27 protein-coding genes are annotated in these 24997 nt (G+C 68.3%); 10 read left to right on the forward strand and 17 right to left on the reverse strand.

The window, feature by feature from the left end:
• Positions 1-50: 50 nt before the first annotated feature.
• From GVY64_RS24310 to GVY64_RS24320, 3 genes are all read right to left on the reverse strand, one after another.
• Positions 51-503 carry a universal stress protein gene (locus GVY64_RS24310; RefSeq protein WP_159845679.1) on the reverse strand — a complete coding sequence of 151 codons (453 nt, stop codon included), beginning with the start codon at positions 501-503 and terminating at the stop codon, positions 51-53.
• Between the two features lie 486 nt (positions 504-989).
• A complete protein-coding gene (locus GVY64_RS24315) occupies positions 990-1403 on the reverse strand; it encodes a DoxX family protein (RefSeq protein WP_159845682.1) in 414 nt (137 codons plus the stop codon).
• A gap of 27 nt (positions 1404-1430) precedes the next feature.
• Complete coding sequence (locus tag GVY64_RS24320; protein ID WP_159845685.1) at positions 1431-2330, reverse strand: helix-turn-helix domain-containing protein; 900 nt, start codon at positions 2328-2330, stop codon at positions 1431-1433.
• Positions 2331-2382: 52 nt separating this feature from the next.
• Between GVY64_RS24320 and GVY64_RS24325 the strand changes: the two genes are divergently transcribed.
• The gene (locus tag GVY64_RS24325; RefSeq protein ID WP_159845688.1) at positions 2383-2853 is read left to right on the forward strand and encodes a VOC family protein; all 471 of its coding nucleotides are present in this window, start codon (positions 2383-2385) and stop codon (positions 2851-2853) included.
• Between the two features lie 62 nt (positions 2854-2915).
• Here the strand turns inward: GVY64_RS24325 and uvrB are convergent, their stop codons facing one another.
• Positions 2916-5105, reverse strand: coding sequence for an excinuclease ABC subunit UvrB (uvrB, locus tag GVY64_RS24330; RefSeq protein WP_159845691.1), 2190 nt, complete (start codon positions 5103-5105; stop codon positions 2916-2918).
• Between the two features lie 527 nt (positions 5106-5632).
• Here uvrB and GVY64_RS24335 point away from each other — a divergent pair.
• The gene (locus GVY64_RS24335) at positions 5633-6283 is read left to right on the forward strand and encodes a DUF402 domain-containing protein (RefSeq protein ID WP_159845694.1); all 651 of its coding nucleotides are present in this window, start codon (positions 5633-5635) and stop codon (positions 6281-6283) included.
• Positions 6284-6339: 56 nt separating this feature from the next.
• On the forward strand, positions 6340-6864 hold the full coding sequence (locus GVY64_RS24340; RefSeq protein WP_159845697.1) for a DUF402 domain-containing protein: 525 nt from the start codon (positions 6340-6342) through the stop codon (positions 6862-6864).
• Between the two features lie 29 nt (positions 6865-6893).
• Here the strand turns inward: GVY64_RS24340 and coaE are convergent, their stop codons facing one another.
• From coaE to GVY64_RS24360, 3 genes are all read right to left on the reverse strand, one after another.
• On the reverse strand, positions 6894-8105 hold the full coding sequence (gene coaE / locus GVY64_RS24345; RefSeq protein ID WP_159846006.1) for a dephospho-CoA kinase: 1212 nt from the start codon (positions 8103-8105) through the stop codon (positions 6894-6896).
• Between the two features lie 1032 nt (positions 8106-9137).
• Positions 9138-9413 carry a hypothetical protein gene (locus GVY64_RS24355; protein ID WP_201298135.1) on the reverse strand — a complete coding sequence of 92 codons (276 nt, stop codon included), beginning with the start codon at positions 9411-9413 and terminating at the stop codon, positions 9138-9140.
• A gap of 168 nt (positions 9414-9581) precedes the next feature.
• The gene (locus GVY64_RS24360; protein WP_159845700.1) at positions 9582-10283 is read right to left on the reverse strand and encodes a TetR/AcrR family transcriptional regulator; all 702 of its coding nucleotides are present in this window, start codon (positions 10281-10283) and stop codon (positions 9582-9584) included.
• An 85-nt stretch (positions 10284-10368) separates the two neighbouring features.
• On the opposite strand from GVY64_RS24360, the gene GVY64_RS24365 reads away from it, so the two are divergent.
• Both GVY64_RS24365 and GVY64_RS24370 read left to right on the forward strand, forming a co-directional pair.
• Positions 10369-11046: an NAD(P)-dependent oxidoreductase gene (locus tag GVY64_RS24365; protein WP_159845703.1), complete on the forward strand. Its 678-nt coding sequence runs from the start codon at positions 10369-10371 to the stop codon at positions 11044-11046.
• A 363-nt stretch (positions 11047-11409) separates the two neighbouring features.
• Positions 11410-11952 (forward strand): hypothetical protein, encoded by a 543-nt coding sequence (locus tag GVY64_RS24370; protein WP_159845706.1) that lies wholly within the window; start codon positions 11410-11412, stop codon positions 11950-11952.
• Positions 11953-12023: 71 nt separating this feature from the next.
• Here GVY64_RS24370 and rpsA read toward each other — a convergent pair whose 3' ends face one another.
• On the reverse strand, positions 12024-13490 hold the full coding sequence (gene rpsA / locus GVY64_RS24375; RefSeq protein ID WP_063022430.1) for a 30S ribosomal protein S1: 1467 nt from the start codon (positions 13488-13490) through the stop codon (positions 12024-12026).
• A gap of 240 nt (positions 13491-13730) precedes the next feature.
• Here rpsA and GVY64_RS24380 point away from each other — a divergent pair, with 240 nt between their 5' ends.
• Entirely contained in the window at positions 13731-14582 is an 852-nt protein-coding gene (locus GVY64_RS24380) for a class I SAM-dependent methyltransferase (RefSeq protein ID WP_159845709.1), read from the forward strand.
• On the opposite strand, the gene GVY64_RS24385 is transcribed toward GVY64_RS24380, so the two are convergent.
• The 4 genes from GVY64_RS24385 to GVY64_RS24395 form a co-directional block, all read right to left on the reverse strand.
• Positions 14560-14871, reverse strand: coding sequence for a hypothetical protein (locus GVY64_RS24385; protein WP_159845712.1), 312 nt, complete (start codon positions 14869-14871; stop codon positions 14560-14562). The two genes, GVY64_RS24380 and GVY64_RS24385, sit on opposite strands and share 23 nt — an antisense overlap.
• A 97-nt stretch (positions 14872-14968) precedes the next feature.
• Complete coding sequence (locus tag GVY64_RS37320) at positions 14969-15127, reverse strand: toxin-antitoxin system HicB family antitoxin (protein WP_168434213.1); 159 nt, start codon at positions 15125-15127, stop codon at positions 14969-14971.
• A 12-nt stretch (positions 15128-15139) separates the two neighbouring features.
• Positions 15140-16024 carry an SPFH domain-containing protein gene (locus GVY64_RS24390; RefSeq protein ID WP_159845715.1) on the reverse strand — a complete coding sequence of 295 codons (885 nt, stop codon included), beginning with the start codon at positions 16022-16024 and terminating at the stop codon, positions 15140-15142.
• 79 nt (positions 16025-16103) lie between these two features.
• Positions 16104-17465 carry an FAD-binding oxidoreductase gene (locus GVY64_RS24395; RefSeq protein WP_159845718.1) on the reverse strand — a complete coding sequence of 454 codons (1362 nt, stop codon included), beginning with the start codon at positions 17463-17465 and terminating at the stop codon, positions 16104-16106.
• Between the two features lie 70 nt (positions 17466-17535).
• Here GVY64_RS24395 and GVY64_RS24400 point away from each other — a divergent pair, with 70 nt between their 5' ends.
• Positions 17536-18435, forward strand: coding sequence for a LysR family transcriptional regulator (locus tag GVY64_RS24400; protein ID WP_159845721.1), 900 nt, complete (start codon positions 17536-17538; stop codon positions 18433-18435).
• Between the two features lie 200 nt (positions 18436-18635).
• Here GVY64_RS24400 and GVY64_RS24405 read toward each other — a convergent pair whose 3' ends face one another.
• From GVY64_RS24405 to GVY64_RS24420, 4 genes are all read right to left on the reverse strand, one after another.
• Entirely contained in the window at positions 18636-19388 is a 753-nt protein-coding gene (locus GVY64_RS24405; RefSeq protein ID WP_159846009.1) for an amino acid ABC transporter ATP-binding protein, read from the reverse strand.
• Between the two features lie 32 nt (positions 19389-19420).
• Complete coding sequence (locus GVY64_RS24410; RefSeq protein WP_159845724.1) at positions 19421-20380, reverse strand: amino acid ABC transporter permease; 960 nt, start codon at positions 20378-20380, stop codon at positions 19421-19423.
• Positions 20381-20383: 3 nt separating this feature from the next.
• Positions 20384-21304 carry an ABC transporter substrate-binding protein gene (locus GVY64_RS24415; RefSeq protein WP_159845727.1) on the reverse strand — a complete coding sequence of 307 codons (921 nt, stop codon included), beginning with the start codon at positions 21302-21304 and terminating at the stop codon, positions 20384-20386.
• Positions 21305-21499: 195 nt separating this feature from the next.
• Positions 21500-22594: an isocitrate/isopropylmalate dehydrogenase family protein gene (locus GVY64_RS24420; protein ID WP_159845730.1), complete on the reverse strand. Its 1095-nt coding sequence runs from the start codon at positions 22592-22594 to the stop codon at positions 21500-21502.
• Positions 22595-22673: 79 nt separating this feature from the next.
• On the opposite strand from GVY64_RS24420, the gene GVY64_RS24425 reads away from it, so the two are divergent.
• Both GVY64_RS24425 and trxA read left to right on the forward strand, forming a co-directional pair.
• Entirely contained in the window at positions 22674-23204 is a 531-nt protein-coding gene (locus tag GVY64_RS24425) for a 2'-5' RNA ligase family protein (protein WP_159845733.1), read from the forward strand.
• 47 nt (positions 23205-23251) lie between these two features.
• Positions 23252-23623: a thioredoxin gene (trxA, locus tag GVY64_RS24430; protein ID WP_063022420.1), complete on the forward strand. Its 372-nt coding sequence runs from the start codon at positions 23252-23254 to the stop codon at positions 23621-23623.
• A 159-nt stretch (positions 23624-23782) separates the two neighbouring features.
• On the opposite strand, the gene GVY64_RS24435 is transcribed toward trxA, so the two are convergent.
• Positions 23783-24220: an alpha-isopropylmalate synthase regulatory domain-containing protein gene (locus tag GVY64_RS24435; protein ID WP_159845736.1), complete on the reverse strand. Its 438-nt coding sequence runs from the start codon at positions 24218-24220 to the stop codon at positions 23783-23785.
• Between the two features lie 426 nt (positions 24221-24646).
• Here GVY64_RS24435 and GVY64_RS24440 point away from each other — a divergent pair, with 426 nt between their 5' ends.
• Entirely contained in the window at positions 24647-24961 is a 315-nt protein-coding gene (locus GVY64_RS24440; RefSeq protein ID WP_159845739.1) for a DUF6191 domain-containing protein, read from the forward strand.
• Positions 24962-24997: the final 36 nt, after the last annotated feature.

The following is a 24997-nucleotide window of genomic DNA, read 5'->3' on the forward strand; positions in this document are numbered from 1 at the left end:
GTGCCATCTCGCACTCGGCGAGAACACGGAGCCTTCGACCGTCGCGGGACTCAGCGCACGGTGTGCACGATCAGGACATCGGAGCGGGACTTGCGCGCCACGTCGGAGGGCACCGAACCGAGCAGCCGCCCGGCCAGCGTGTTCAGGCCCCGGTTGCCGACGACCAGCAGGTCGGCGTCGACCTCCTTGACCAGCGCCAGCAGCGACTCCACCGGCTCGCCGACGATGGCGCGCTCTACGATGTCGGCCGCACCCGCCGCGATCGCCTTGTCCCGGGCGATGCGCAGGATCTCGTTGGTCGGCGCGGAACCGCGGACCTGGTAGGCCTCCTCCTTGAGCACGTCGGCCGCGGCGGCGACGTCCCGGTCGTCGGTCGGGTAGTACGCGCAGGCCACGATCAGCGTCGCGCCGGACACGCCGGCCAGAGCGCCTGCCTTCTCGACGGCGACATACGACGAGTCCGAGCCATCGGTACCGACGACAATGGTCCGGTAGGCGGTCATTCTCTCCTCCAACTATGCGGTGGGCCGGTGCCGCGCTCGGGTTCGTTCCGGGGCGACCGGGGCGTCGGCGCGGCGACTGGGGTCGACCATAGCGGCAAACGGTACGGAAATTTCAGAAATCGCAAGACATCACACCGGGGGTGCTCGGCCATTCCCGCCGCGGATTCGCCAGGGAATGCGAGAAAGGCCGGACCAACCAGGGCAGACGCAATTCCACGGAACTAAACCTGTGAAGTGCCACAACCGCTTCGAACTCCATTGTGGGGCTGGGATATTCATCACAGAGCCAGGTCCGTCACACGAAGGGCGGCCGTTCCGCACGTGAATCGACGCGCACTGAACGGGCCGATCAGACCCGGAGCGCCGTGCCGCCATGGCCGCTGTCGATAGTTTGCCAAGAATATGCCGTGAATCGCTCCTGCGCCGTCTATGGCTTCGCCTTCCTGCGGCGAAAAGGATGCGCGGAATTAGCGCGCGGGCGCGCGCCTAGAGGTCGAAAAGCGGCCCGGTGATGGTCAATCCGAGTTCATCGACGTGGGCGAAGAACGCGAACAACATCAGCGCGGCGCCCGCAAGGGACACGTCCTTGCTGAACTGGATCAGCTCGGTCTGCTTGCCCTCCGGATCGGCCTCCTGCCAGAACCGGTGCATCACGACAGCGGTCGGCAGCAGGCCGAGGACGAGGAGCAGCGACCCGAGGTCGGCCCAGATGCCCAGCAGCACGCTCAGGCCGCCGAGCGCGAACAGCGCGCCGGATCCGAACACGGCGGCCTTGGCCATCGGCACCCCTTTGCTCTGCGCATACCCGGCCATCGCTTCGGTGCGGGTGAAGTGGCCGAGGGCGGAGGTCAGGAACAGCATCGCGAACAACACGCGTCCGATCAACACCACGACATCCATGTCCGGCTCCTCGTCGCTGTCGGGCAACTATGTCCTCGTCGGCATGACCTTGGCGGTGACCTCGTTGCGGAAACGGAGCGAATTCTTGGCATATTCCAGGGGAGCCATACCCACTTCCGTGGTGAACTCACGCGAGAAGTGCGCTTGGTCGAAATATCCGAGATCCGCGGCCAACGCGGCGAGGTCTTCGGTACGGCCCTTCGCGAGCAGTTCGGCGCCGTCCTGCAATCGGTAACGCCGCAGCACCCATTTCGGTCCAGCGCCGACATACCGGCGGAACATGCGCTGCAGCGTGCGGGCGGGCACGCCGAACCGCTCGGCGATCTGATCGACCCTGGTCAGCTCCTGGTCGGTGGCCATGGCATCGATGATGCGCAGCACCAGCCGGTAGGTCGGGTCCTCGGCCACGGGACGGTCCGCGAGGTACTCCTCGACGACGCGGCAGCGCTGTTCGACCGTCGGCGCGTCGAGCACCCGCTCGGTCAGGCGCGCGCCTTCGGGCAGCACGTCGGCGACGGGCACCGCGCGGTCGCGCAACGAGCCGACGTCCACACCGGTGAACGCGCCGAATCCGCCCGCCCGGAAACGGATCCCGAACGTCTCGCCGAGCCCCGCGAGTTCGCGGATGAATTTCGTGGTGACCACACCGTTGACGAATCCGCCGGTCCGCGACTCGGACCGTTCGAAGGTGATGTTCACGCTCGGGTACGACAGCACCTCCGCCCGATACGGCGGCCTGCCGCGCAGGTCCCAGCGCACCGCCCAATACCACTCGACGTAGCGGTCGACCGCGGATCCCGGCGGCAGGCGGACCAGGGACCGGTGCTTCGCCTGCTCGTCCGGATGCAGGATTCCCTTGGTGTCACCGGGCGCGAGGGGATTGCGGGCCCGTGGCGGCTCGGCGGCGGGTTCAGCGCTACGTGGCACGATGTCGCTTTCTTACAAGACCCCCCGGCCACGACCGGCAAAAGTTGAGGCCATGACGAACACAGTGAATCCCATCGCCGAGGGCTACCACTCGATCACCTGTTTCCTCGCGGTCGGTGACGGCAATAAGGCGATCGATTTCTACACCGCCGTTTTCGGGGCCGAGGTGATCACTCGCAACGACCTGCCCGACGGTCAGCCGGCACACGCGGAACTGAAGATCGGCGACTCGACCTTGCAGCTGGGGATGCCCATCCCGGACAACGGCGTGCTGGCGCCGAACGGCGAGTGGGTGCACACCTCGATCGTGCACTACTGCCCAGACGTCGACGCGGTGGTGCGGCGCGCCGTCGAACACGGCGCTCGCAAGGTCGAGGAGCCGCAGACCTTCGTGACCGGCGACCGGTTCGGCGTGGTGATCGATCCCTTCGGCCACCGCTGGGCGGTGCTCACCAAGGTGGAGGACGTCTCGCGCGAAGAGGCCGAGCGCCGGGTGAACGAATGGATGGCCACCCAGGCCTGACGGCTCGGCTGCCTCCGCGGTCGTTCGAGGGACGGCCCGCGGAGGCGACGGCGCGCCCCGGGTCAACTCAACCCGGCGGCGTCCATGCCGCGCAGTTCCTTCTTCAGATCCGCGATCTCGTCGCGCAACCGCCCGGCGAGCTCGAACTGCAGCTCGCGGGCCGCGTTCATCATCTGCGCGGTGAGCTCTTTGACGAGATCGGCGAGTTCGGCGCGCGGCATCGACTTGACGTCGCGGCCCTCGTAGACACCCGCGCTCACCGCCCGTCCTGGCTCGCCTTGCGCCCGCCTGCCGCGGCTGGCGTTGCGCCCGGAGCCGCCGACCTCGACCTCGGTCTCGTCGGCCTCGCGGTACACCTGGTCGAGGATGTCGGCGATCTTCTTGCGCAGCGGCTGCGGATCGATCCCCATCTGCTCGTTGTAGGCGACCTGTTTCGCGCGGCGGCGCTCGGTCTCATCGATGGCGTACTGCATGGAGTCGGTGATCTTGTCCGCGTACATGTGCACTTCGCCGGAGACGTTGCGCGCCGCGCGGCCGATGGTCTGGATCAGCGCGGTGGTACTGCGGAGGAATCCTTCCTTGTCCGCGTCGAGGATCGCCACCAGCGACACCTCGGGTAGATCGAGACCTTCGCGCAGCAGGTTGATGCCCACGAGCACGTCGTATTCGCCGAGCCGCAGCTGCCGCAGCAGCTCGACGCGGCGCAGGGTGTCGATCTCGGAGTGCAGGTAACGCACCCGCACGCCCAGCCCGAGCAGGTAGTCGGTGAGATCCTCGGCCATCTTCTTGGTCAGCGTGGTGACCAGGACCCGTTCGTCGCGCTCGGTGCGGCCCCTGATCTCGTGGATCAGATCGTCGATCTGACCCTTCGTCGGCTTCACCACGACCTTGGGGTCCACCAGGCCGGTCGGCCGGATGACCTGCTCGACCACCTCACCGCCGGTCTGCCCGAGTTCGTACGGACCCGGCGTGGCCGACAGGTACACCGTCTGCCCGATCCGGTCGGCGAATTCCTCCCACGTCAGCGGACGGTTGTCCACCGCGGACGGCAACCGGAAGCCGTACTCCACCAGGTTGCGCTTGCGGGACATGTCGCCTTCGTACATCCCGCCGATCTGCGGCACTGTGTTGTGCGACTCGTCGATGACCAGCAGGAAGTCCTCCGGGAAGTAGTCCAGCAGCGTCGCGGGCGCCGAACCGGCCGGACGGCCGTCGATGTGGCGCGAGTAGTTCTCGATACCGGAGCAGAACCCGACCTGCCGGATCATCTCCAAGTCGTACTGGGTGCGCATGCGCAGCCGCTGCGCCTCCAGCAGTTTGCCCTGCCGTTCCAGCTCGGCGAGCCGATCCTCCAGTTCGGCCTCGATGTCGCGCACCGCGCGCTCCATCCGCTCCGGCCCCGCCACGTAGTGGGTGGCGGGGAAGATCCGCACCATGTCGACCTGGCGGACCACGTCGCCGGTGAGCGGGTGCAGGTAGTACAACGCCTCGATCTCGTCGCCGAAGAACTCGATGCGGACGGCGAGTTCCTCGTAGGACGGAATGATCTCCACCGTGTCGCCGCGCACCCGGAACGAGCCGCGGGTGAACGCCATGTCGTTGCGGGTGTACTGCACATCGACCAGCAGCCGCAGCAGCGCGTCCCGGTCGATCTCCGTACCGACCTCCAGTTGCACGGAGCGGTCGAGATACGACTGCGGAGTGCCGAGGCCGTAGATGCACGACACCGAGGCGACCACCACCACGTCGCGCCGGGACAGCAGGCTGGAGGTCGCCGAATGGCGCAACCGCTCGACGTCGTCGTTGATCGAACTGTCCTTCTCGATGTAGGTGTCGGTCTGCGCGATGTACGCCTCGGGTTGGTAGTAGTCGTAGTAGGAGACGAAGTACTCGACGGCGTTGTTGGGCAGCATCTCGCGCAGTTCGTTGGCCAGTTGGGCGGCGAGCGTCTTGTTCGGCGCCATCACCAGCGTCGGCCGCTGCAACCGCTCGATCAGCCAGGCCGTGGTGGCCGACTTTCCCGTGCCGGTGGCGCCGAGCAGCACCACGTCGCGCTCCCCCGCTTTGAGCCTGCGCTCCAGCTCGGCGATCGCGGCCGGCTGGTCGCCCGCCGGCTGGTGTTCGCTGACCACCTCGAACCGGCCGCCGACGCGCTCGATCTCGCCGACGGGGCGGAACTCCGAGTGCGCGAGCGGCTGCTCGGCGGCCCTTTCCTCGAAGCCCTCCGCCGGAATCTCGGTTGCGAATGCCATGCTCACCAGCCTAGGCCCACCCACCGACAGGTTCCCGGGTGCAGGCGGATGGTCACCTACCGAGCAACCGTCACTGTGATCCTGATCACGTCGAGGCGGTGGCGTCTCACGGTGCCGACGAGGCGGCGCGGTGCGCCGCCGAGCCGCCCCACTACTTCCGAAGGCGCCGCGGAACGGCGAGCCGACCCGGCCCGGGGAGGCCGCCGCAGGCAATTGAGGAATGCGCGAAAGCCAATGGGGGTATACCGAAAACAACCGGCCCGCAACACTTTCGCCGAGCACGCGCAGGCGCGCACCGCGATCACCCTCGGGGACCGGACAGTTACCGCGGACGGCCGCGGGAACGCGCGGGACGCCTGCGCATCGCACAACCGCGCCGAGGCCACTGCGAGCGGATGGTTACATGTCCGAAATGTCCATTGCGGCAACAGGTTTCGTGTTGGCGAACACCTTATCGCGAACCGCGCGGCGACCCCGCGCCAGGTGTAACCTGATCTGGTTGTTCGGACGTGGTGAAGGACAAAGCCATGAGCGGTCTGCTTCCATTGCTCGTCGCCGTGCCGGCCGTGACCGGCCTCGCCGGGTACGTCGCCAGAGATATCCGCGCGGTGGTTCCCTCCGTCACCGGCGCCGCCACGGCCGCCCCACCGGGGCCGATCGCCGCGGCCGCACCCGCGCCGCACCGGCCCAGGGTGGAGTTCTTCAATCTGGCCGAACTCACCAATACCGACGCCAAGGGCTTCGTCCGGCCGGTCGATCGTTTCCACGCCGAGCCGTGGGGCCTGTACATGGCCCGCCGGGTCGGCGGACCGGATTCGCACTACCTCGAATCCTGGTTGCTGCCACAACTCTCATTGCGCGCGACGCTGGCGCGGACCAACCCGGCACACCACCGGGAACCGGTCTACCGCCTCGACGTCGGGGAGTTCACCCGCGTCGGCCAGAAGCGCTGGAAGGCGGTGGACCAGTACTTGTCCATCGCCGTGCGCCGCGGGCGCACCGCCGAACTGCTCGGGGTCGATGAGCTGCTCGCCGCACACGCCGCCGGGCTGGTCGACACGGCGCAGGCGCACCGGGCCTTCGAGCGGGCCACGGCCGTGCTGGACGGGCTCGCCGCGCACGAGCACCGCGTGGAGAGCTGGCTTGCCACCCACGGCATCGTCCTCACCTGGATGTAGCCCGCGGATTACTGCCCCGGCTCGACGCGTCGAGAACGGCGGTAGATCCTTGATGCATGACGCAGGCACCCATCGTCGACGTGCACCGGCCCAAAGTCGAGTACTTCAACATCGCGGATCTGACGAACACGGATCCGAAAGGCTTCGTGCGCCCGGTGGAGAAGTACCACGTCGAGCCGTGGGGGCTGTACATGGCCCGCACCTCGGATCATCCGCAGTTCCACTACATCGAGTCGTGGTTGCTGCCCAAGCTGCACCTGCGCGCGACGATCTTCCACTATCTTCCGGCGCATCGGCGCGACCAGGACTTCTACCTCGACATCGGTGATTTCACGGCAGTCGCCCCGAAGAAGTGGAAGTCCGTCGATCACTACCTCGACATCGTCGTGCGCTCCGCGCGCGACACCCAGCTGCTCGACGTCGACGAACTGATCGCCGCCCACGCCGCCGGGCTGATCAGTCTCGCCGACGCCGAAGCCGCCGTGCAGCACGCGACCGCCGCCATCGACGGCATCGCCGCCAACGGCCACACCTTCGAGGGCTGGCTGGAAACCATGGACATCACCTTGACCTGGCTGTAACCGAAGCGGTGCGGCACACCTGCCGGCCGCTAGGGCGCCGACGAGTCGCGCCAGGCAAGAGCCCGGGGATAAGCGGCGTCGAACCACGGCTCCTTGACTCCGAGGTAAGCCGCGGTCGCCTCCGCGCCGCTCAGCCCGGCCGCCTTGGCTTCGCCCTCGCGCTTGACGGCCACATACTCCGCGCGGGCCTCGGCGTCGGCGCGCAGCCAGTCCCGCAGCAGCAGCGCGTACTGCTGCCCGGGCGAACCGTCGACGCGCACGTGCACGTTGGCCAATCGGCCGGGGTCGGCGCTCTGATGGAAGCGCTTGGTCCACAGCGTGGCGTCCACACCCGCAGGGTCCTGCGGCGTCGGCTTGGGATTGTCCTGGGTGTTGTCCGGCCGCACGGGGAATCCCGCCGCACCGAGGGCGTCGCGCAAGCCGTCGGCGGCGGTCAGATCTGCGACCGTGATCTGCAGATCGATGACGTCCTTGGCCGGCAACCCCGGCACCGAGGTGGAACCGATGTGATCGATCCGGGACGCGGCGCCGCCGCAGGCCACCCACAACCGGGCGATCAGCCGCTGCGCCTGCGCGGGCCAGTCCGGATCGGCGGGCACGAGCCGGATGTCGCCGCGGCGAGCGGGCGTCCCGGCACGCAGGTTCCGCTCGAACGGCAGCAGACGCTCGTCCCACAGCCGACGCACCTCGGCCTCGACCGCACCCGGCGCGCCGCTGTTGTCCAGCAATACATCGGCAACGGCCCGGCGCTGTTCGTCGGTGGCCTGCGCGGAAATACGCGCGCGCGCATCGGCTTCGGCGACGCCACGGAATTCCACCAGACGGCGAATACGCGTTTCGGCATCGACGTCGACAATGAGCACGAGATTCATCAGGGGGGCCAAACCGTTTTCCACCAGAAGCGGAATATCCTGCACCACAACGGCGTCGAGGGGCGCGGCGGCGATCAATTCCGCCGTGCGTTTACCGACGAGCGGATGAGTGATCGCGTTCAATTTCGCGCGCGCCGCGTCGTCACCGAATGCCTTGGCCGCCAAGGCCGGCCGATCGAGGCTGCCGTCCGCGGCGAGGATGTCGGCGCCGAACGCCTCCACCAGCGCGGCCAGGCCCTCGGTGCCCGGCTCGACCACCTCGCGGGCGATCAGGTCGGAATCGATGACCACCGCGCCGAGGTCGGCGAGCGCCCGGGCCACCGTCGACTTCCCCGCTCCCATGCCTCCGGTGAGGCCGATTCGTAACATTCGACCAGTCTCGCATCCGGACCGGCCTCGGGCGTCCGCCGCCCCGATCCCTGCACCGGCCACGAAGCCGATTCGGTCGATTACCCGATGGGCTCGCACATTCCACCACTCGGGCCAGCATTTGCCCGTTCCGTGACAACGCCGAGACCGATTCGCAACAATTCCGGATGTTTGCCGTTGCGCGGCGGCGACTTTCCGACACGCCGGGGCAATTACTCGGGCAAAATACTCTGCCGGGCACTTTCGTTCCGCTAATCTTCGCCGTGGCGATCCAGGCCGACACCAGCGAAGCAAAGGAACACCATTGGGCACCAGAATCAACCAGACGGGTCGCCACCGCCTGGGCATGGCGGGGCGAGTGCACTGCATTCAGATCCCCGCTGTCGCGGCGGCGCTCGCCGAGCACCGCCGCTCTTGGTTCACCGCGTTCATCAGTCCCGCGCGGCACAGTTTCGCTGCCATGCGGAACCGTCCGGCCGCACCCGCGGTCCGGTGGGTACCTGCTACCGCAAGCTGAACCCGAGTTCGAAGTGGCCCAGCCTCTCGCCAAGGCTGGGCCACTGTTTTGCGCGCTCCCAGCGCATACGACGGGACAAGACGTCGGCACCGCGAATGCAAGTACAGATGCAAGAACGAACGCCGACGGACCGGTTCCGGCGGAACTCTGTGTCGTCTGTCGGCGAAACATCCTCGCCCCCCGAGAAGGGAACTCGGAGCGGTCCACAGACGCAGCGAACTTCGAATACTGCCGGCCTTCCCTCGATGCGCCGGAGCAAGCGAAGCCCGCCGATGCCACGGGAGACAATCCACGCCCGGTTTACATTTCGTGGCAGTCACCGGAACAACAGGAAAACCGCGCCGAACCCCGCCGATGGATTCCACCCACCTTCCCCCGGCACACTCCAAAGCACGCACCCGTACGCGTCAGTCACGGGTTCTTGCTATTTTTCCGAACCATAACGCATTCGCCGACGCCGGATGCGTTGCGAATTCTGGACGTTGGCTCATTTCTGGCTAACCATCCGGACCGGGTCACGCACTCGCATGCCACTGCCGCGGCGGATTCGGCAACCCGAGCGCGGTGTTGAGCCGGTGGGCTCCGCCCAATCCGTGGAAGATCGCCATGCTCAGACCTCCGAGGCCGATACTCGCCGCGCCGGCCCAAGGATGATCAGCCAGATCGGCCCAGTACACGATCAGCGCCGTCAGCAGCAGTCCGAGGAATCCCGCCACGGAATTGCGTACCGGCGCGTTACCCGTCACGTTCGGGAACTCCTCCCCCATCATCCCTTTCACGAAGTGCGGCACGGCGTTCACTCCGAGCTGCCTGCGGCCGAGGACAAGACGACAGTGGACCACATCGGGGCCACCTGACTCTCCAATTCAGTCAACGGTTGTAGACCGAAAATACCCCGCGGTCGTCCGCACATCCCCGCAGAGCCGATGCCGCTCCGAAATCGCCGCGGCGGCCTTTACCTAGAAGCCGAGGGAGCGAACCAGATCGCGCATCTCGACGCGGAAAAGCTTTGCCGGGTCCTGGGATTGCGGACGCAGGTGGCCGTACACCTCGAGTGCGATCGGTCCGTGCATCCGGCCCCACATACGCAGTGCGAGAGCGAGCGCGTCGGGAGGCAACTCCGGGAACTCGGACCGGACATGCTCGGCCAAGCCCGCGTCGAAGTCGGACCACGCGCAGTCCTCCGCGGACTGCGTCGCCGCGGCCCGTGGCCACGCGGCGGCCGCGAGACCGACCAGGCCCGTGCAGGCACGCAATTCGGCCGCGGCGGCGGCCCCGCCCGGCGGCGGCCGATAACCGGCGACCGGGTCGCCGTAGATGAGCCGGAATTCGGCGGGCCGCTCGACCGCCCATGCGCGCACAGCCTCGGCCCAGGCGACGATGCGCCCGGCCGGGTCGTCGAGCGAAACGGCGTCGCGCGCCGCTTCCAGCCGGTCCACCAAAGCGGTGTAGACGTCCGAGATGAGGGTGGAGATCAGGTCGTCGCGCGTGGGGAAGTAACCGTAGATCGCGCCCGCCGTCATCCCCATCTCGCGGGCGATGGCCCGCAGCGAGATCGCATCCGGGCCACCCTCGGCCAGGAGCCGCATCGCGATGGTCTCGATGTCCTCCAGCGTCTGGGCGCGCAGGCGCTCCCGGCGACTTCTCACGATCTCGGCCACGGTTGACACCCTACAGTGTTCGGCTACTATCTGCCGTATCTTTACTGAACGCCGTGCAGTAAATGAATAGCGTTAAGGAGTGGTCATGGATATCGGTGTGTTCGGGGCTACCGGCATCATCGGTTCGCGCGTCGTCACCGAAGCGCTGCGCCGGGGGCATCGGGTCACCGCTTTCACCCGCGACGCGGCGCGGTTTCCGGCCCGGCGCGGGGACGAGGCGTGGGCGGTGGCCGACTGGCTCGACGCCGACAGCATCGCCGAGGCGATCGCCGGACGCGACGTCGTCGTGAGCGCCGTGAACGCCGGGCACGGCATTGCCGACACCATCGCCAGGGCGGACGATTTCGTGGTGGGCGCGCGGGCGATGGTCGCCGCGCTCGACCGGCACCCGCGCGTACGCCTGATCGCGGTGGGCGGGGCGGGCAGCCTCGAGGTGGCACCCGGCATCCCACTGCTGGACACGGGAGACGAGTTCACCCGCACCCTCACCGAGGTGCTCGACGTGCCCGCGGAGTACGCCCGCGTCGTGCGCGCATTACGCGACGCCTTGAACATCTATCGGCTGTCCAACCGCAAGTGGACCTACCTGAGCCCCTCCTCCGGGCGGATCAATCCCGGCGAGCGCACCGGCCGCTTCCGGATCGGCGGTGATCAACTCCTGGTCGGCGGCCCGGACATCTCCGCGGAAGACGTGGCCGTCGCCCTCCTCGACGAAGCCGAACTACCGCGCTTCGTCCAGCGCCGCTTCACCGTCGGCTACTGAGCGGACGCATCAGGCAGGAAGCCGCGCTCCACCACGATTGCCACACCCGCGGGACGTGGCGTCGGCCAGGTGGCCGGCGCGAAGGCTGAGCGAGCGCGGCTCACAGCGGCTGCCGGGATGGGGTCGGCAGCGTGCGAATGGTCACCGGCGCCCTACGCGCATCGCCGCTGTCGCGTACCCGACCGCTGCGCATGCCCACGGCACCGGCCCGATCATCGACCACGGCGCGCTTGCACGAGCTGACCATCGGGACCGGTGCCGGGCACGCGGTTTCTGTCGGACCCCTCCGGCACAATACGAAGTGTCGGAAGTCGATCCGGTTGCCACACAAAGTAACCCGCAACCGGAGAGATAGGGGTCCCCATGCCCGACGTCCAAGCTTCGACGCCCGACCGACGCGCCGTGGACCACGAAGAGCTCGTGGCCTTCGCGGCGGAAATCGACCGGCACCGGTCCCTGCTGCGCCCCGCTGCGCAGGATTACCGGTGGCGTGTGGCCCAGCGGATCGAGCACCTGGATCCGTCGGACCAGGAGCCGTGGCTGCGGCAGGCGGACCACATGGTCGAGTCGCTGATGATCGACCCGGTCCGGCACAGCGATTTGGACTTGGATGCTTACCGAGCCATCCGGGACGGCATCCCGGTCCAGTACGACACCGAACGCCGAACGTACGTCTTGCGGCGTCCGGGGCAGGACCCGCTGGTGATCCGCCCCGGATTGCCCGAGCATCGACTCGGCGTCATCGCGCGGTTGGCCTCGCGCGGGTTGCGGCTCGAGCAGATACAGGTCGTCGCGCTCACCACGGCTCAGATGATGGCGCCGCACGAGGCCGCACGGCGGCCCACGCACCTGCCACAAGTCGAACGCGGCGGTACCACGAATACCTCGCGCACCGGGAAGGTCTGAAAACGCTCAACGAAAACGACTGTGCCCCAACCGAATGACGGTTGGGGCACAGTCGTTCGAACTATTGCCTATCAGGCGTTGCCGGACAGCTTCTCCCGCAGCGCCGCCAGCTGGGCGTCGCTGGCCAGCGAACCACCGGCGGGCTCGGCCTGGCTGGCGGAGGACTGCGAACCGCTCTCGGAGGAGTAGTTCGACGCGCCGCCGCCGTTCGCGGCCTCGGCCGCGGCGTCGGCCGCCATCTTCTCCATCTGCGCGGTGTGCATCTTGTGGCGACGCTCCGCCTCGGCGTAGCGGCCTTCCCACTCCTCGCGCTGCTTGTCGAAGCCCTCGAGCCACTCGTTGGTGTCGGGGTCGAAGCCCTCGGGGAAGATGTAGTTGCCCTGCTCGTCGTAGCTGTCGGCCATGCCGTACTTCGACGGGTCGAACTCGGCGTGGTAGTCCTCGTTGGCCTGCTTGAGGCTCAGCGAGATCCGGCGACGCTCCAGGTCGATGTCGATGACCTTGACCATCGCGTCGTCGCCGACGGCCACGACCTGGTCCGGCACCTCGACGTGGCGCTCGGCCAGCTCGGAGATGTGCACCAGGCCCTCGATGCCCTCCTCGACGCGGACGAACGCGCCGAACGGAACGAGCTTGGTGACCTTGCCCGGCACGATCTGGCCGATCGCGTGGGTGCGGGCGAACTGACGCCACGGGTCTTCCTGGGTCGCCTTGAGCGACAGCGAGACGCGCTCGCGGTCCAGGTCGACGTCGAGCACCTCGACGGTGACCTCGTTGCCCACCTCGACGACCTCGGACGGGTGGTCGATGTGCTTCCAGGACAGCTCGGAGACGTGCACCAGACCGTCCACGCCGCCCAGATCGACGAAGGCGCCGAAGTTGACGATCGAGGAGACCACACCCTTGCGGACCTGGCCCTTCTGCAGCTGGTGCAGGAACTCGCTGCGGACCTCGGACTGGGTCTGCTCCAGCCAGGCGCGGCGGGACAGCACCACGTTGTTGCGGTTCTTGTCCAACTCGATGATCTTGGCCTCGATCTCCTTGCCGACGTACGGCTGGAGATCGCGGACCCGCCGCATCTCGACCAGCGACGCGGGCAGGAAGCCGCGCAGGCCGATGTCGAGGATCAGGCCGCCCTTGACGACCTCGATGACGGTGCCCTTGACGGCCTCGTCCTTCTCCTTGAGCTCCTCGATGGTGCCCCACGCACGCTCGTACTGCGCCCGCTTCTTCGACAGGATCAGGCGGCCTTCCTTGTCCTCCTTGGTGAGAACGAGGGCCTCGACCTCATCACCCACGGAAACGACCTCGTTGGGGTCGACGTCGTGCTTGATGGAGAGTTCGCGAGAGGGGATGACGCCTTCGGTCTTGTAACCGATGTCGAGCAGGACCTCGTCACGATCGACCTTGACGATGGTTCCTTCGACGATGTCGCCGTCGTTGAAGTACTTGATCGTGGCGTCGATGGCGGCGAGGAAATCCTCGGCGGAGCCGATGTCGTTGACGGCTACCTGCGGCGAGGTGACGGTGGTGGGCATATGTCGGTTTGCTCCGGACGGATTGTGGTCGGTTGCGGACATTGGAACTTTCGGTACGCTGCGATCTCACCGCGAGGTGTGAAGACGGACACTTAGGAACGTACCGCACGCGACGCGCGTGAAACTCAGCACGGGTTGAACTCCGGTACGGTTGTACGGAAGACACTCGCGCGTTCAGCGTACGCGACCTCGGTCCGGGCGGGCAAACCGTCGGGTCGCCACGCCGATAGTCTGATCGGCGTGTCGGAAGATCGCCATGCGCAAGCAAACGTACTGCTCGGAACCGCGGGCACGGCGCGGACCCGGATCGGCTCGGCGGCCAGCAGGGTGGCCAGCCGGCGGTGGTGGGACGCCGACGCCGCCCAATACCACGATACCCACGCGGATTTCCTCGGCGTGGACTCCCCCGGCGGCGAGTTCGTGTGGTGCCCCGAAGGTCTCCACGAGGGCGACATGCGTTTCCTCGGGGACGTCTCCGGCAAGCGGGTGCTGGAGATCGGCTGCGGCTCGGCTCCGTGCGCGCGCTGGCTGGCGGGCCAGGGCGCGCATCCGGTCGGGCTCGATCTGTCGCGCGGCATGCTGGAGCGGGGTGCGGCGGTGATGGCGCGCGGCGGGCCGCGGGTGCCGCTGGTGCAGGCGGACGCCGAGGCCCTTCCGTTCGCGGACGCGTCGTTCGATCTGGCCTGCTCGGCGTTCGGCGCGGTGCCGTTCGTCGCGGATTCGGGGTTGGTGATGCGCGAGGTGGCGCGCGTGCTGCGGCCGGGCGGCCGCTGGGTCTTCTCCGTGAACCACCCGATGCGCTGGATCTTCCCGGACGATCCCGGCCCGGCGGGGCTGACCGCCACCATCCCGTACTTCGATCGCACGCCTTACGTCGAGGTCGACGGCGACGACGTGCCCGTCTACGTCGAGCACCACCGCACCATCGGCGACCGGGTCCGGGAGATCGTCGCGGCGGGACTGGCGGTGGAGGACATCGTCGAACCGGAATGGCCGGAGTGGCTCGAGCGCGAATGGGGGCAGTGGAGCCCGCTGCGCGGCGAGCTGTTCCCCGGCACGGCCATCTTCGTCACGAGGAAGCCCGGACCGTGAGGCGGCGGTCGTCGACCAGCTCGAGGAGGGATACCTCGTGGCTGACCAGCAGCATCTGCGTTCGGGGCAGGTCGATGAGTTTGTGCAGGCTGTCCCGGAAGGCTTCGGCCTCCGCCATGGTGTCGAAATCCAGCTCCACGAGCACCCGGTTCGGGTTGTGCGTGAATCGCCCCACCCGGCAGTTGCGGGCTCCGGCCTCCGCGAAGAACTGCTCCAGACCGTCGAACGCGGGCTTCCACGTCTCGTAGTCACGTACGGTGTCGTCGATGTGCACGATCGTGGTCATCATTTCCCCTCTCGGTGCCGATGGCCGGACATTTGCTGACACCTTGCAGTCTTCGCGCCCTCGGGCCGGGGCACCATCTCTGATCGGTATCGAGGTCGTGTCACTGCGACTTCGGTTTGCGCCCCGCCTGCTCCAGCGCCAGACGCAGCGCGTACTCGATCTGGGCGTTGATACTGCGCAGGTCGTCGGCCGCCCACTTCGCGATGGCGTCGTGGACGGCCGGGTCCAGGCGTAGCAGCAGTTTCTTGCGCTCGGCCATGGGCAGTCCGCCTCAGGAGTAGAGCGAACCGGCGTTGACGACGGGCTGGGTAGGGCGGTCACCGCACAGGACGACGAGCAGATTCGACACCATCGCCGCCTTGCGTTCCTCGTCCAGCTGCACCATGCCCTCCTGCGCGAGCCGCTCCAGCGCCAGGCCGACCATTCCGACCGCGCCTTCCACGATCCTGGTCCGCGCCGCCACCACCTGGGCGGCCTGCTGACGCACCAGCATCGCCTGGGCGATCTCGGGCGCGTACGCGAGGTGGGTGATCCGCGCCTCCAGCACCTCGATACCCGCCATCTCGGTGCGTTCCCGCAGTTCGACGGTCAGTTCCTCGGCCACCTCGGCGCCGTCGCGCAGGCTGGTGGTCTCGGCCTCGTGCGCATCGTAGGGGTGCGTCGTGGCCAGGTGCCGGACGGCCGCTTCGGACTGGGTCTCGACGTACTCCTCGTAGTCGTCGACGGCGAAGGCGGCTTTGAAGCTGTCCACCACCCGGTAGACGACCACCGCCGCGATCTCCACAGGGTTGCCGTCGGCGTCGTTGACCTTCAACTTCTGGGTCTCGAAGTTGCGCACGCGCAGCGAGATGCTCTTGCGGTCGGTCAACGGGAGCACCGAGAAGAAGCCCGGCTCGCTCACCGAGCCGATGTAGCGGCCGAAGAACTGGACCACCTTGGCTTCGTTCGGGTTCACCACCGTCAGCCCCGTCGCGAGCAGCAGCAGGACGACGACCACGACGGTCGCCGCCACCGCGCCGCCCACGGCGAGGGCGTTGCCGTCGCGAGCGCCCACGACGAAACCGAGCACCGCACCGCCGCCGGACAAGACGGTGAGCACGAACCACCCCAGCAGCACCAAGAAGCCGTTGACGTGGAACGCGGGTCGAAACTGCATGACATCCTCCCAATATCAGAGTGATATCACGAAGATAGCATGCTGCCGCCGCGCCCGACCAGGGCGCGGCGGCGGCGAATCACCCGGCGTCCGGCCGGATGTTGCGGTTGAAGCGGAACAGATTGCGGGGATCGTGCCGAGCCTTGAGCGCGGCCAGCCGGGCGTAGGTGTCCGGCCGATAACCCGTGCGGGTCTGCGCCTCGTCCGCTTCGTCGCCCGCGCCGTAGAGGAAATTGAGGCTGTGACCGAGCGTCCACGGCGTCAGCGCGGCCCGGATTCCCGCCCGGGTCGCGGTGTCGGCCGGATCGGTGATGATCCGCACGATGTACCCCGCGTCGCGATGGTCCACCGCGATCCCGGCGTCGCCGGTACGGGCCAGCGCGCCACCGAGATGACGCACGTCGACGACGGCCCCGGCGCCGGAGTCCGGGCCCGCGACGCGAAGCAGGGCCGCGGCCATCTCCCCGCTGAACTCGCCGAGCAGGGCGTTGGTGGCCGCGTAGGCGTGCGGGTGGTCGGGGTCGCTGTGAATGGTGTGCGACTCGGTGTACGGCATCGCGCGCAGGTCGTCCTTCAGGCGTTCCCCGACCGCCCGCAACGGCGCGACCAGTCGTTCGCCTTCCTCGGCGGGCCCGTTGTACGCGATCCGGACCGAGGCGACGTACCGTCCCCGCAGCGGCGCGGGCACCTGCGGGATGTCCGGGAAGGCCAGCATGGTGACCGTCGAGGTCACTTCGTCCGGCACGGTCGCGGTCCACCGCCGCCACGCCTCCAGCGCCCGCTCGACCAGCGGCGTGTCGAAGAGCAGCTGTCCGCCGTACACCGTCGTCACCGGGACCAGACCGACCTCCAGCGCCGTCACGACGCCGAAGTTGCCGCCGCTGCCGAGTGCGGCGCCGAACAGCTCGTCCCCGGGTGTGAGAGTGCGCACCCGGCCGTCGGCGGTGACCAGTTCGATCGTCCGGACATGCTCGGCCGCGTAGCCGAACCGGCGCGCCAGCAGGCCGACGCCGCCGCCGAGCAGATAGCCCACCACGCCCACCGACGGTGACGACCCGTTCAGCGGCGCCAAGCCGTGCTCGGCCGCCGCCTCGACCAGCGCGCCGGCGCGGACTCCCGCGCCGACGTACGCGGTCCGGCGGGCCGGGTCGATCCGGATGCCCGTCATCCGCCGGGTGCTGATCAGCAGCCCACCGTCGGTGGCGACGGACAGCCCGTGGCCGGTGGCCTGCACGGCGATCGGCAGATCGTGGCGCCCGGCGTACTCCACGGCGGCCCGTACGTCCTCGGCGTGTACAGCCCCGACGACCAGCGCGGGCCGATGCGTATAGGCGGTTTGGAAGCCGGCGATCTCCGCGTCGTAGCCCTCGTCACCGGGGCGGAACACCGGACCGGTGAAGACGTCGAGTTTTTCCGTGGTCTGTGCGGCGTTGTTTCCCATGCTTCGACCCTGCTCCGCCAACGCGGAGAAGTAAAACAGATAGTTCTTCTTCCTTCTATAATGCTCAGTTATGGAATTGCGCCAGCTGCGCTACTTCGTCACCGTCGCGCAGGAGGGAAGCTTCACCCGCGCCGCAGCACGGCTGCACTTGGCTCAGCCAGGGCTCAGCGCCCAAATCCGCCAATTGGAGCGCGAACTCGGCCATCCCCTGCTCGACCGCGGCGGGCGCAGCGTCACCCTGACCGAAGTCGGCGCCGCCGTCCTACCGCACGCGCGAGCGGCGCTGGCCGCCGCCGAGCGAGTCACTCACACGGTGGACGAGTTCACCGGCTTGCTGCGGGGTCAAGTCCGGATGGGCCTCATCTCGGGAGCGGCCGTCGAGGAGTTCGACGTCGCCGCCGTGCTCGCGGACTTCCATCACGACCACCCGCAGGTCGGCATCAGCCTCACCGAGGACACCTCGGAGCGGATGCTCGCCGCCCTCGGCCGGGGTGAACTGGACGTAGCCCTGATCGGGCTGACCGGCGCGGAGCTCGATCCTGCCATCGGCATCGAAGTAGTGCTGGAGACCGCGCTGGTGGCCGCGATCGCGGCGACGGATCCCGGCTGCGGTCCCGAGTTGCCGCTCACCGCGCTGCGCGATCGTCCGCTGATCTGCCTGACGCCGGGCACCGGCATCCGCGGCGTCTTCGAGCGAGCCTGCGCCGCGGCCGGATTCGAGCCCACCGTCGCTTACGAGGCGGCGGCGCCCGCGTTGCTGCTGCGCCTGGCGGCCCGCGGTCTCGGCGTCGCCGTCGTGCCCGAGCTCACCGCCGCGGAGGCCGCGGCCTTCGGGGTGCGGACCATCCGCGTCGTCGAGCCGGAACCGCGTGGGCGACTCGCGCTGGCCTGGCGCACCGACCGCCCCGCGAGCCCGGCGGCCAAGGTGCTGCTCGGGCAGTTGCGTCTCGCTCTGCGCGCCGATACCTGAGCCCAGCGACCGCCTGCCCGGGCGGCGCGACCGAGCTGCTGCTCACGCGGCCATACAGCACCGACCCTGCGGTTGCCCGCGCCGTACCGCGCACAGGAGCGGGCACCTCGGCCCAGGTGGCGCGGATCACAGGCCCGGTCCAGCCGACGGTTCGTCGCCACCGTCGGCTGGACTGTCTGCGGAAGGATCGTCGGCCCGGATCAGAGCAGTCGAGACAGAAACGCTTTGGTGCGCTCGTGCCGTGGATCGGCCAGCAGCTGCCGCGGCGCTCCCGCCTCGACCACCACACCGCCGTCCATGAACACCAGCTGGTCGGCGACCTCGCGGGCGAACCCCATCTCGTGGGTCACCACCACCATCGTCATGCCCGATCGGGCGAGTTCCCGCATGACCGTCAGCACCTCTCCGACCAGCTCCGGGTCCAGCGCGGAGGTCGGCTCGTCGAACAACATGAGCTTCGGGTCCATGGCCAGCGCGCGGGCGATCGCCACGCGCTGCTGCTGACCGCCGGACAGCTGCGCCGGGTAGGCGTTCGCCTTGTCCGACAGGCCGACGCGATCCAGCAGTTCCCTGGCTCTGGTCACCGCATCCGCCTTGCGTACCTTTTTGACCTGGGTGGGCGCCTCGATGATGTTCTCCAGCGCCGTCCGGTGCGGGAACAGGTTGAAGTGCTGGAACACCATGCCGATCTCGCGGCGCTGCTTGGCCGCGTCGCGCGGGTGCATCTCGTAGAGCTTGCCGTTCTTCTCCCGGTAGCCCACGATCTCGCCGTCCACGTACAGCCGGCCCGCGTTCACCTGTTCCAGGTGATTGATGCAGCGCAGGAAGGTCGACTTACCGGAGCCGGACGGCCCGATCAGGCACAGCACCTCGCCGCGGCCCACTTCCAGGGACACGCCCTTGAGCACCTGCAGCGCCCCGAAGTTCTTGCACACGCGATCCGCGACGATCATCGGAGCGGCGGCGGTCTTCACCACGTCCACGCTCATTTCGCCTTATCCCCCTGCTGGGCGTCGGCGAGTTCCTGCAGCTGCTTGGCGGTCAGCCGGCGGGAGACGCCGCGCGAGTAATAGCGCTCCAAGTAGTACTGCCCGATCATCAGCACGCTCGTGATCGCCAGGTACCAGGTGGCGGCGACCAGCAACAGCGGAATGGGCTGGAAGTTGACGCCGTAGATGTCGCGCGCCCGGCCGAACAGATCGGTGCTCAGCGGGATGCCGGTGACCAGCGAGGTGGTCTTCAGCATGCCGATGAGCTCATTGCCGGTCGGTGGGATGATCACGCGCATGGCCTGCGGCAGCACGGTGCGGCGCATGGTCTGGATCCAGGACATGCCGAGCGCGAACGACGCCTCCCGCTGTCCCTCACCGACGGAGTTGATTCCGGCGCGCACGATCTCGGCCATGTAGGCGGCCTCGTTGAGGCCGAGTCCGAGCACGGCGAAGGCGAACGCGGCCTGCAGCTGCTGCACGTCGAGATGGAAGAACTGCGGCCCGAACGGAACGCCGAGCTGGATCTTGCTGTACAGCGACGGGACCAGGCCCCAGAACACCAGCTGCACGAACACCGGGGTACCGCGGAAGACCCAGAGATACACCCACGATGTGGCGCGCAGCACCGGATTCGGCGACAGCCGCATCACCGCGAGCGTCGTCCCGAGCGCGACCGCGATCGCCATCGCGCACACGGTCAGTTCGAGCGTGACGACGGCGCCTGCCAGGATCCGGGTGTCGAAGAGGTACTTCCCATAGGTGTCCCAGCGATACGCCGGGTTCGTGGCGGCGCCGTAAACGAACAGCGCCACCAGGACCAGGATCACCGCCGCCGCTATCCAACGGCCCGGCCTGCGCAGCGGAACCGCTTTGATCGGCTCCGGCTCGCGCGTCGAGTCCGCTCCGCCGGGCCCGGGATCGCCGGACGCAGGCCGAGTGTCGTTGTCCACCATCGCTCAGCTCACGGCGCCGTTGACGACCGACTTGCCGATGGCGCCTTCCTGGACGCCCCAATTCTTCGTGATCTCGAGGTATTGGCCGTTGTCCATCAGGTGCTGGACCGCCTTCTGCAGCACGGCGGCCAGCGGCGCGCCCTTGGGCACCGCCCAGCCGTAGGGCGCGGAGTCGAACACCGGGCCCGCGGTCTCGATCTTGCCGTTGCTCTGCTTGATCGCGTACGCCGTCACCGGGGAGTCGGCCGACATCGCGTCGACCTGTCCGAGCACCAGCGCGTTGGTCGCGGCGCTCTGTTCGTCGAACGGCTTGATGTCGATGGCGGGCTTGCCCTCGGCGACGCACTTGGCGCTCTTGGCGGGCACCTCGTCGGTGTGCTCCACGGTCGTGGCCTGCACGGCGACCTTCTTGCCGCAGGCGTTCTCCGGGTCGATCGGCTTGCCCTTCTGCTGGGCCCACTGGACGCCCGCGTTGAAGTAGGTGGTGAAGTCGACCTGCTGCTCGCGTTCCTTGGAGTCGGTGATCGACGACATGCCCACGTCGTAGGTACCGGCCTGGATCGAGGGGATGATCTTCTCGAACGCGGACTCGACGTATTCGGCCTTCACGCCGAGCACGGAGGCGACCGCGTCCATCAGGTCCACATCGAAGCCGACGATCCGGCCGCTCGCGTCCTTGTACTCGTTCGGCTGGTAGGGGATGTTCACGCCGACGACGAGTCGGCCGGACTGCTTGATCTTGTCGGGGAGCTGGGCAGCGATCTCGTCGACCTTGTCCACCTGCACCTTGGCCACCGAGGGGCCGGTCTCCTCGGTATTGGTACACCCGGTCAGCACCAGCGCGCCCGCGGCGAGCGCACCCAAGGTGACTCGCAGGGTGCGCCTGCCGAGAAACGAACGATCAGACACAGCAGCCCTCCACATTTGGCTCCACGCAACCCGGGCGTCATCACCCGTTTGGCAATCTAAGCGACCGGGCCGCTCCGCGCTGGACAGTAATGCAACAGCAACACGAACTCCTTGCGCGAACCCGTGCCGGGCGCATCGGCGGGACACCCTACCCCGGCCCTGGGCGGAACTCCGCTGCCTGGTCGAGCGGCGGGAGGCGGCACCGCGGGTCTACCTGCGATGCACCCTGGCGCACACCTGCTCGGTGAATTCACTGGTGGAGGCCTGTCCGCCGAGGTCGGCGGTGGCGATTCCGGCCGCGAAGGTCGCGGCGACGGCCCGCTCGATCCGCTCACCCGCCCGCGCGAAGGTGACCTCGGCGTCCCGAGTCGCCAGCCAGCGCAGCAGCATCGCCGCCGACAGCTGCAGCGCCGCCGGGTTGGCCCGGTTGTGCCCGGCCAGCGCAGGCGCGGCGCCGTGCACCGCCTGGGCCATCGCCGTGGTGGCCGAGCAGTTGAGCGATGCGGCCAGCCCGAGCGAGCCGCTCAACTCCCCGGCCAGGTCGGACAGGATGTCGCCGAACAGGTTCTCGGTGACCAGCACGTCGTAATCGGCGGCCGCGCGGACCAGGTGGGCGGCCGCCGCGTCGACGTGTTCGTCCTCCACCTCGACTCCCGGATACGCCAGGCCGACCTCGTGGCAGACATCCCGGAACAGCCCCATCGTCAGCGGCAGGACATTGGCTTTGTGCACGATGGTCACCCGCTTGCGCCGGGTCGCGGCCAGCCGGAACGCCTCGTGGGCGATCCGTTCGCAGGCGGCCCTGGTCACCAGCCCGACCGACATCGCGATATCCGGCGTCGGCCGGAACTCGCCCGAGCCCGCGAACATGTTGCGGTCGGCGTAGAACCCTTCGCTGTTCTCGCGGACGATCACCAGATCGATGTCCGGCGCCGCCGCGTGCACGCCCGCGAAGGCCCGTGCGGGACGGATGTTGGCGTAGAGGTCGAAATGCTTGCGGATCACGCCGCCCGGCGCGACGCGGTGTTCGGCCGGATAGGACGCGTTGTCGTGCGGACCGAGAATCCAGGCGTCCACCCCGGACAGCTCCTCCAGTGTCCGTTCGGGCAGCGGGGTGCCGAACTCGGCGATGGCGCGGTGCCCCATCACCAACGGCACCCACTCCACCGGCGGTGCTCCCGCGGCCGACAGCGCCTCGTCGACCACTTGCCTGGCGGCTCGCACCACCTCCGGGCCGATGCCGTCGCCGTCGATCAGGCCGAGCCGCAATGCCCGCGTCGTCCGGGGTCGATTCGCGTCGTTCACCGGGACATCCTCCCGCCGAGGGGCCCGGCCGCCGGAACCGGCCCGCGGACACGCCGGTTGCGGTTACCTTCGGTGGACCATGGTGCAGTCGGTCGAACTACTTCTCGACGAGGCCGCCGACACGGAGATCCGCCGGCAATGGCAGATGCTCGCGGAGGCAGGCGTGCGGAGCCTCGCCGCGCGCACCGACGAGTCCAACCGCCCGCACATCACCGCCGCCGTGGCCAGGCAGATCTGGCCGCGCATCGAGCAGGCGCTGGACGAGCAGGCCTTCGCGCCGATCCCGGTGCGTCTGGGTGGCCTGGTGGTCTTCGGGGCGCGCCGTCCCATCCTGGTACGACTGGTGGTCCCGTCCGAGGCGCTGCTCGCGCTGCACCGCCGGATATTCCACACGATCTCCCCGTGCCCCGGCGTTCCGGCCAACGTGCACCCGGACGCGTGGACCCCGCACATCACCCTGGCCAGGCGGCTGGCACCGCACCAGCTCGGCGAGGCCATCCACGCCGTCGCGCGGGACCGGGATTTTCCGGCGACGGTGCTGGGTATCCGTCGATGGGACGGGGATCAGCGGCGCGAGTGGCCGGTCGGCCGGATCCGCCGTGGAAGATAACCGACGAAGCTCGCGTTATAGCGGGCACACCGAAACGAGAGGACGTCATGGCCACCCAGACGCTGACCCAGCACAATTTCGATGAGATCGTCACCGGAAACGACGTGGTACTCGTCGACTTCTGGGCCGATTGGTGCGGTCCGTGCAAGAGCTTCGCACCGACTTTCGAGGCCTCCTCCGACAAGCACCCCGACGTGGTGCACGGAAAGGTCGACACCGAATCCGAGCAGGGCCTCGCGGCGGCTGCCAACATCCGCTCCATCCCGACCATCATGGCGTTCCGGGAAGGTGTGCTGGTGTTCGCCCAGCCCGGCGCGCTGCCGCCCGCGGCGCTCGAGGATCTGGTGACCCAGGTCAAGGCGCTGGATATGGACGAGGTGCGCAAGCAGCTCGCCGAGCAGCAGCAGGCCGGACAGTAGTGCGCGCGGCGCGGTGAGACACTGCGCCGCAACGAGTTTTGTTCGGACCCGGAGACGGACACGCGCAAGCGGCAGTCCGTGTCCGGGGGCTGTGCGTCCGGGGTCTGCCGACACGACGCGCGGGACGGCGTGCTGCCGCCCCGCGGCTCGGTGCTCGATTCAGGACGCGCCGAGCAGGTTGACGCCCGCGATCATGGCGCGGACCGTCGACTCGGCGCCGTCATCGGCGATCGCCGCCCCCCAGCCGCGCCTGCCGTTGCATTCGCACTGCACGAAGGTGGCGGTGCCGTCCGCGGTGCGCCGCTGATGGAATTGCAGGATCTCGACGGGGTAACCCTCGTCGTACAGAGCCGACGTCATCGCCGCGACGGGGTTGCCCGTGGCGACCACGGTGCGCAGGTGACCGGCGAATTCCAGCGTGGCGGTGAACGCCGCGGTTCCGGCGCCCGCGGGCGACCATTCGCCGAGGCGGATCGGACCGCCGTGCGCGCAGTAACGGCTGTGGAACTCCGCCGAGGTCAGCCCGGCGGCTTCGGCGCGTAGGCCCTTGGGAGCGGCGGCGTGGAACATGTCTGTATCAAGAGTCAGGATGGTCATTGAAAGTAGGTCTTCCCGAAGTATGTCGTGGCTCAGTTGACAGAGGGGACCAGCACTAACAAGTGGAAAAGCCCGCAGCGAGGGGGCCGGCCCGGATCAGACCCCGCTACGGCGGGGTACTACGAGAGCGCGGGGACGCGGCGCCACCATCGCGGTGAGCGGAAGTAGCTCGGCGCGAACCTCGGGCTCGGAGGCGGTAGCCTGCGCAGCCACGGAGGGCCCGGTGAGCGACGCCGAAAGCAGAGCGCTGTCGCGGTCTGCGACAAGGAGCGCTGCGCTGCGGCGGTCGGCGGGATTCGGCACGGCATCGAGGATAGGGACATCACGACGCAATAGCAACCACATTCGATGCCCGATTTGTCTACTGACGAGTACTGTTCGCGCAGTTCAGGGCGGTGCGGCCGCGCGGAGGCTAGCGTCGGTGACATGGGTCTCCTCGTGGCCATGACCATCCCGGGCCTGGCCGTCCTGCTCATCCTGTTCGCCTTCGCCGAAGTGGCCTGGAACAAGATCACCGGCGCCCGCGCGCTGCCCTGGAACCGCACACGGTCCGGCCATCCGGTGGCGGCCGCGGGCTTCGAGGAGGTCACAGCAGTTTTCCAGGGCGGCAAACACCACGAGTTCGAGCAGCGGATGACGGCGCTGATGCACCGAGAGGATCCCTCCGACGGCGCGCCGCCCCGTGACGAGGTGGATCTCACCGCCGGCTCTGCGCGCCTGGTCACGCGCCGTCCTTCGTGAAACGCCACGACGCAGTGGGATCCAGGCGATTACACC

Origin of the sequence: Nocardia sp. CY41, from assembly GCF_009829325.1 — a bacterium.
GTDB lineage: Bacteria > Actinomycetota > Actinomycetes > Mycobacteriales > Mycobacteriaceae > Nocardia.

What these genes read in the sequence shown, in the direction of transcription:
- GVY64_RS24310 (WP_159845679.1), bottom strand. Translation starts at nt 503, where the DNA reads ATGACCGCCTACCGGACCATTGTCGTCGGTACCGATGGCTCGGACTCG.
- GVY64_RS24315 (WP_159845682.1), bottom strand. Translation starts at nt 1,403, where the DNA reads ATGGATGTCGTGGTGTTGATCGGACGCGTGTTGTTCGCGATGCTGTTC.
- GVY64_RS24325 (WP_159845688.1), top strand. Translation starts at nt 2,383, where the DNA reads ATGACGAACACAGTGAATCCCATCGCCGAGGGCTACCACTCGATCACC.
- uvrB (WP_159845691.1), bottom strand. Translation starts at nt 5,105, where the DNA reads ATGGCATTCGCAACCGAGATTCCGGCGGAGGGCTTCGAGGAAAGGGCC.
- GVY64_RS24335 (WP_159845694.1), top strand. Translation starts at nt 5,633, where the DNA reads ATGAGCGGTCTGCTTCCATTGCTCGTCGCCGTGCCGGCCGTGACCGGC.
- GVY64_RS24340 (WP_159845697.1), top strand. Translation starts at nt 6,340, where the DNA reads ATGACGCAGGCACCCATCGTCGACGTGCACCGGCCCAAAGTCGAGTAC.
- coaE (WP_159846006.1), bottom strand. Translation starts at nt 8,105, where the DNA reads ATGTTACGAATCGGCCTCACCGGAGGCATGGGAGCGGGGAAGTCGACG.
- GVY64_RS24365 (WP_159845703.1), top strand. Translation starts at nt 10,369, where the DNA reads ATGGATATCGGTGTGTTCGGGGCTACCGGCATCATCGGTTCGCGCGTC.
- GVY64_RS24370 (WP_159845706.1), top strand. Translation starts at nt 11,410, where the DNA reads ATGCCCGACGTCCAAGCTTCGACGCCCGACCGACGCGCCGTGGACCAC.
- rpsA (WP_063022430.1), bottom strand. Translation starts at nt 13,490, where the DNA reads ATGCCCACCACCGTCACCTCGCCGCAGGTAGCCGTCAACGACATCGGC.
- GVY64_RS24385 (WP_159845712.1), bottom strand. Translation starts at nt 14,871, where the DNA reads ATGATGACCACGATCGTGCACATCGACGACACCGTACGTGACTACGAG.
- GVY64_RS37320 (WP_168434213.1), bottom strand. Translation starts at nt 15,127, where the DNA reads ATGGCCGAGCGCAAGAAACTGCTGCTACGCCTGGACCCGGCCGTCCAC.
- GVY64_RS24390 (WP_159845715.1), bottom strand. Translation starts at nt 16,024, where the DNA reads ATGCAGTTTCGACCCGCGTTCCACGTCAACGGCTTCTTGGTGCTGCTG.
- GVY64_RS24395 (WP_159845718.1), bottom strand. Translation starts at nt 17,465, where the DNA reads ATGGGAAACAACGCCGCACAGACCACGGAAAAACTCGACGTCTTCACC.
- GVY64_RS24400 (WP_159845721.1), top strand. Translation starts at nt 17,536, where the DNA reads ATGGAATTGCGCCAGCTGCGCTACTTCGTCACCGTCGCGCAGGAGGGA.
- GVY64_RS24405 (WP_159846009.1), bottom strand. Translation starts at nt 19,388, where the DNA reads ATGATCGTCGCGGATCGCGTGTGCAAGAACTTCGGGGCGCTGCAGGTG.
- GVY64_RS24410 (WP_159845724.1), bottom strand. Translation starts at nt 20,380, where the DNA reads ATGGTGGACAACGACACTCGGCCTGCGTCCGGCGATCCCGGGCCCGGC.
- GVY64_RS24415 (WP_159845727.1), bottom strand. Translation starts at nt 21,304, where the DNA reads ATGTGGAGGGCTGCTGTGTCTGATCGTTCGTTTCTCGGCAGGCGCACC.
- GVY64_RS24425 (WP_159845733.1), top strand. Translation starts at nt 22,674, where the DNA reads ATGGTGCAGTCGGTCGAACTACTTCTCGACGAGGCCGCCGACACGGAG.
- trxA (WP_063022420.1), top strand. Translation starts at nt 23,252, where the DNA reads ATGGCCACCCAGACGCTGACCCAGCACAATTTCGATGAGATCGTCACC.
- GVY64_RS24435 (WP_159845736.1), bottom strand. Translation starts at nt 24,220, where the DNA reads ATGACCATCCTGACTCTTGATACAGACATGTTCCACGCCGCCGCTCCC.
- GVY64_RS24440 (WP_159845739.1), top strand. Translation starts at nt 24,647, where the DNA reads ATGGGTCTCCTCGTGGCCATGACCATCCCGGGCCTGGCCGTCCTGCTC.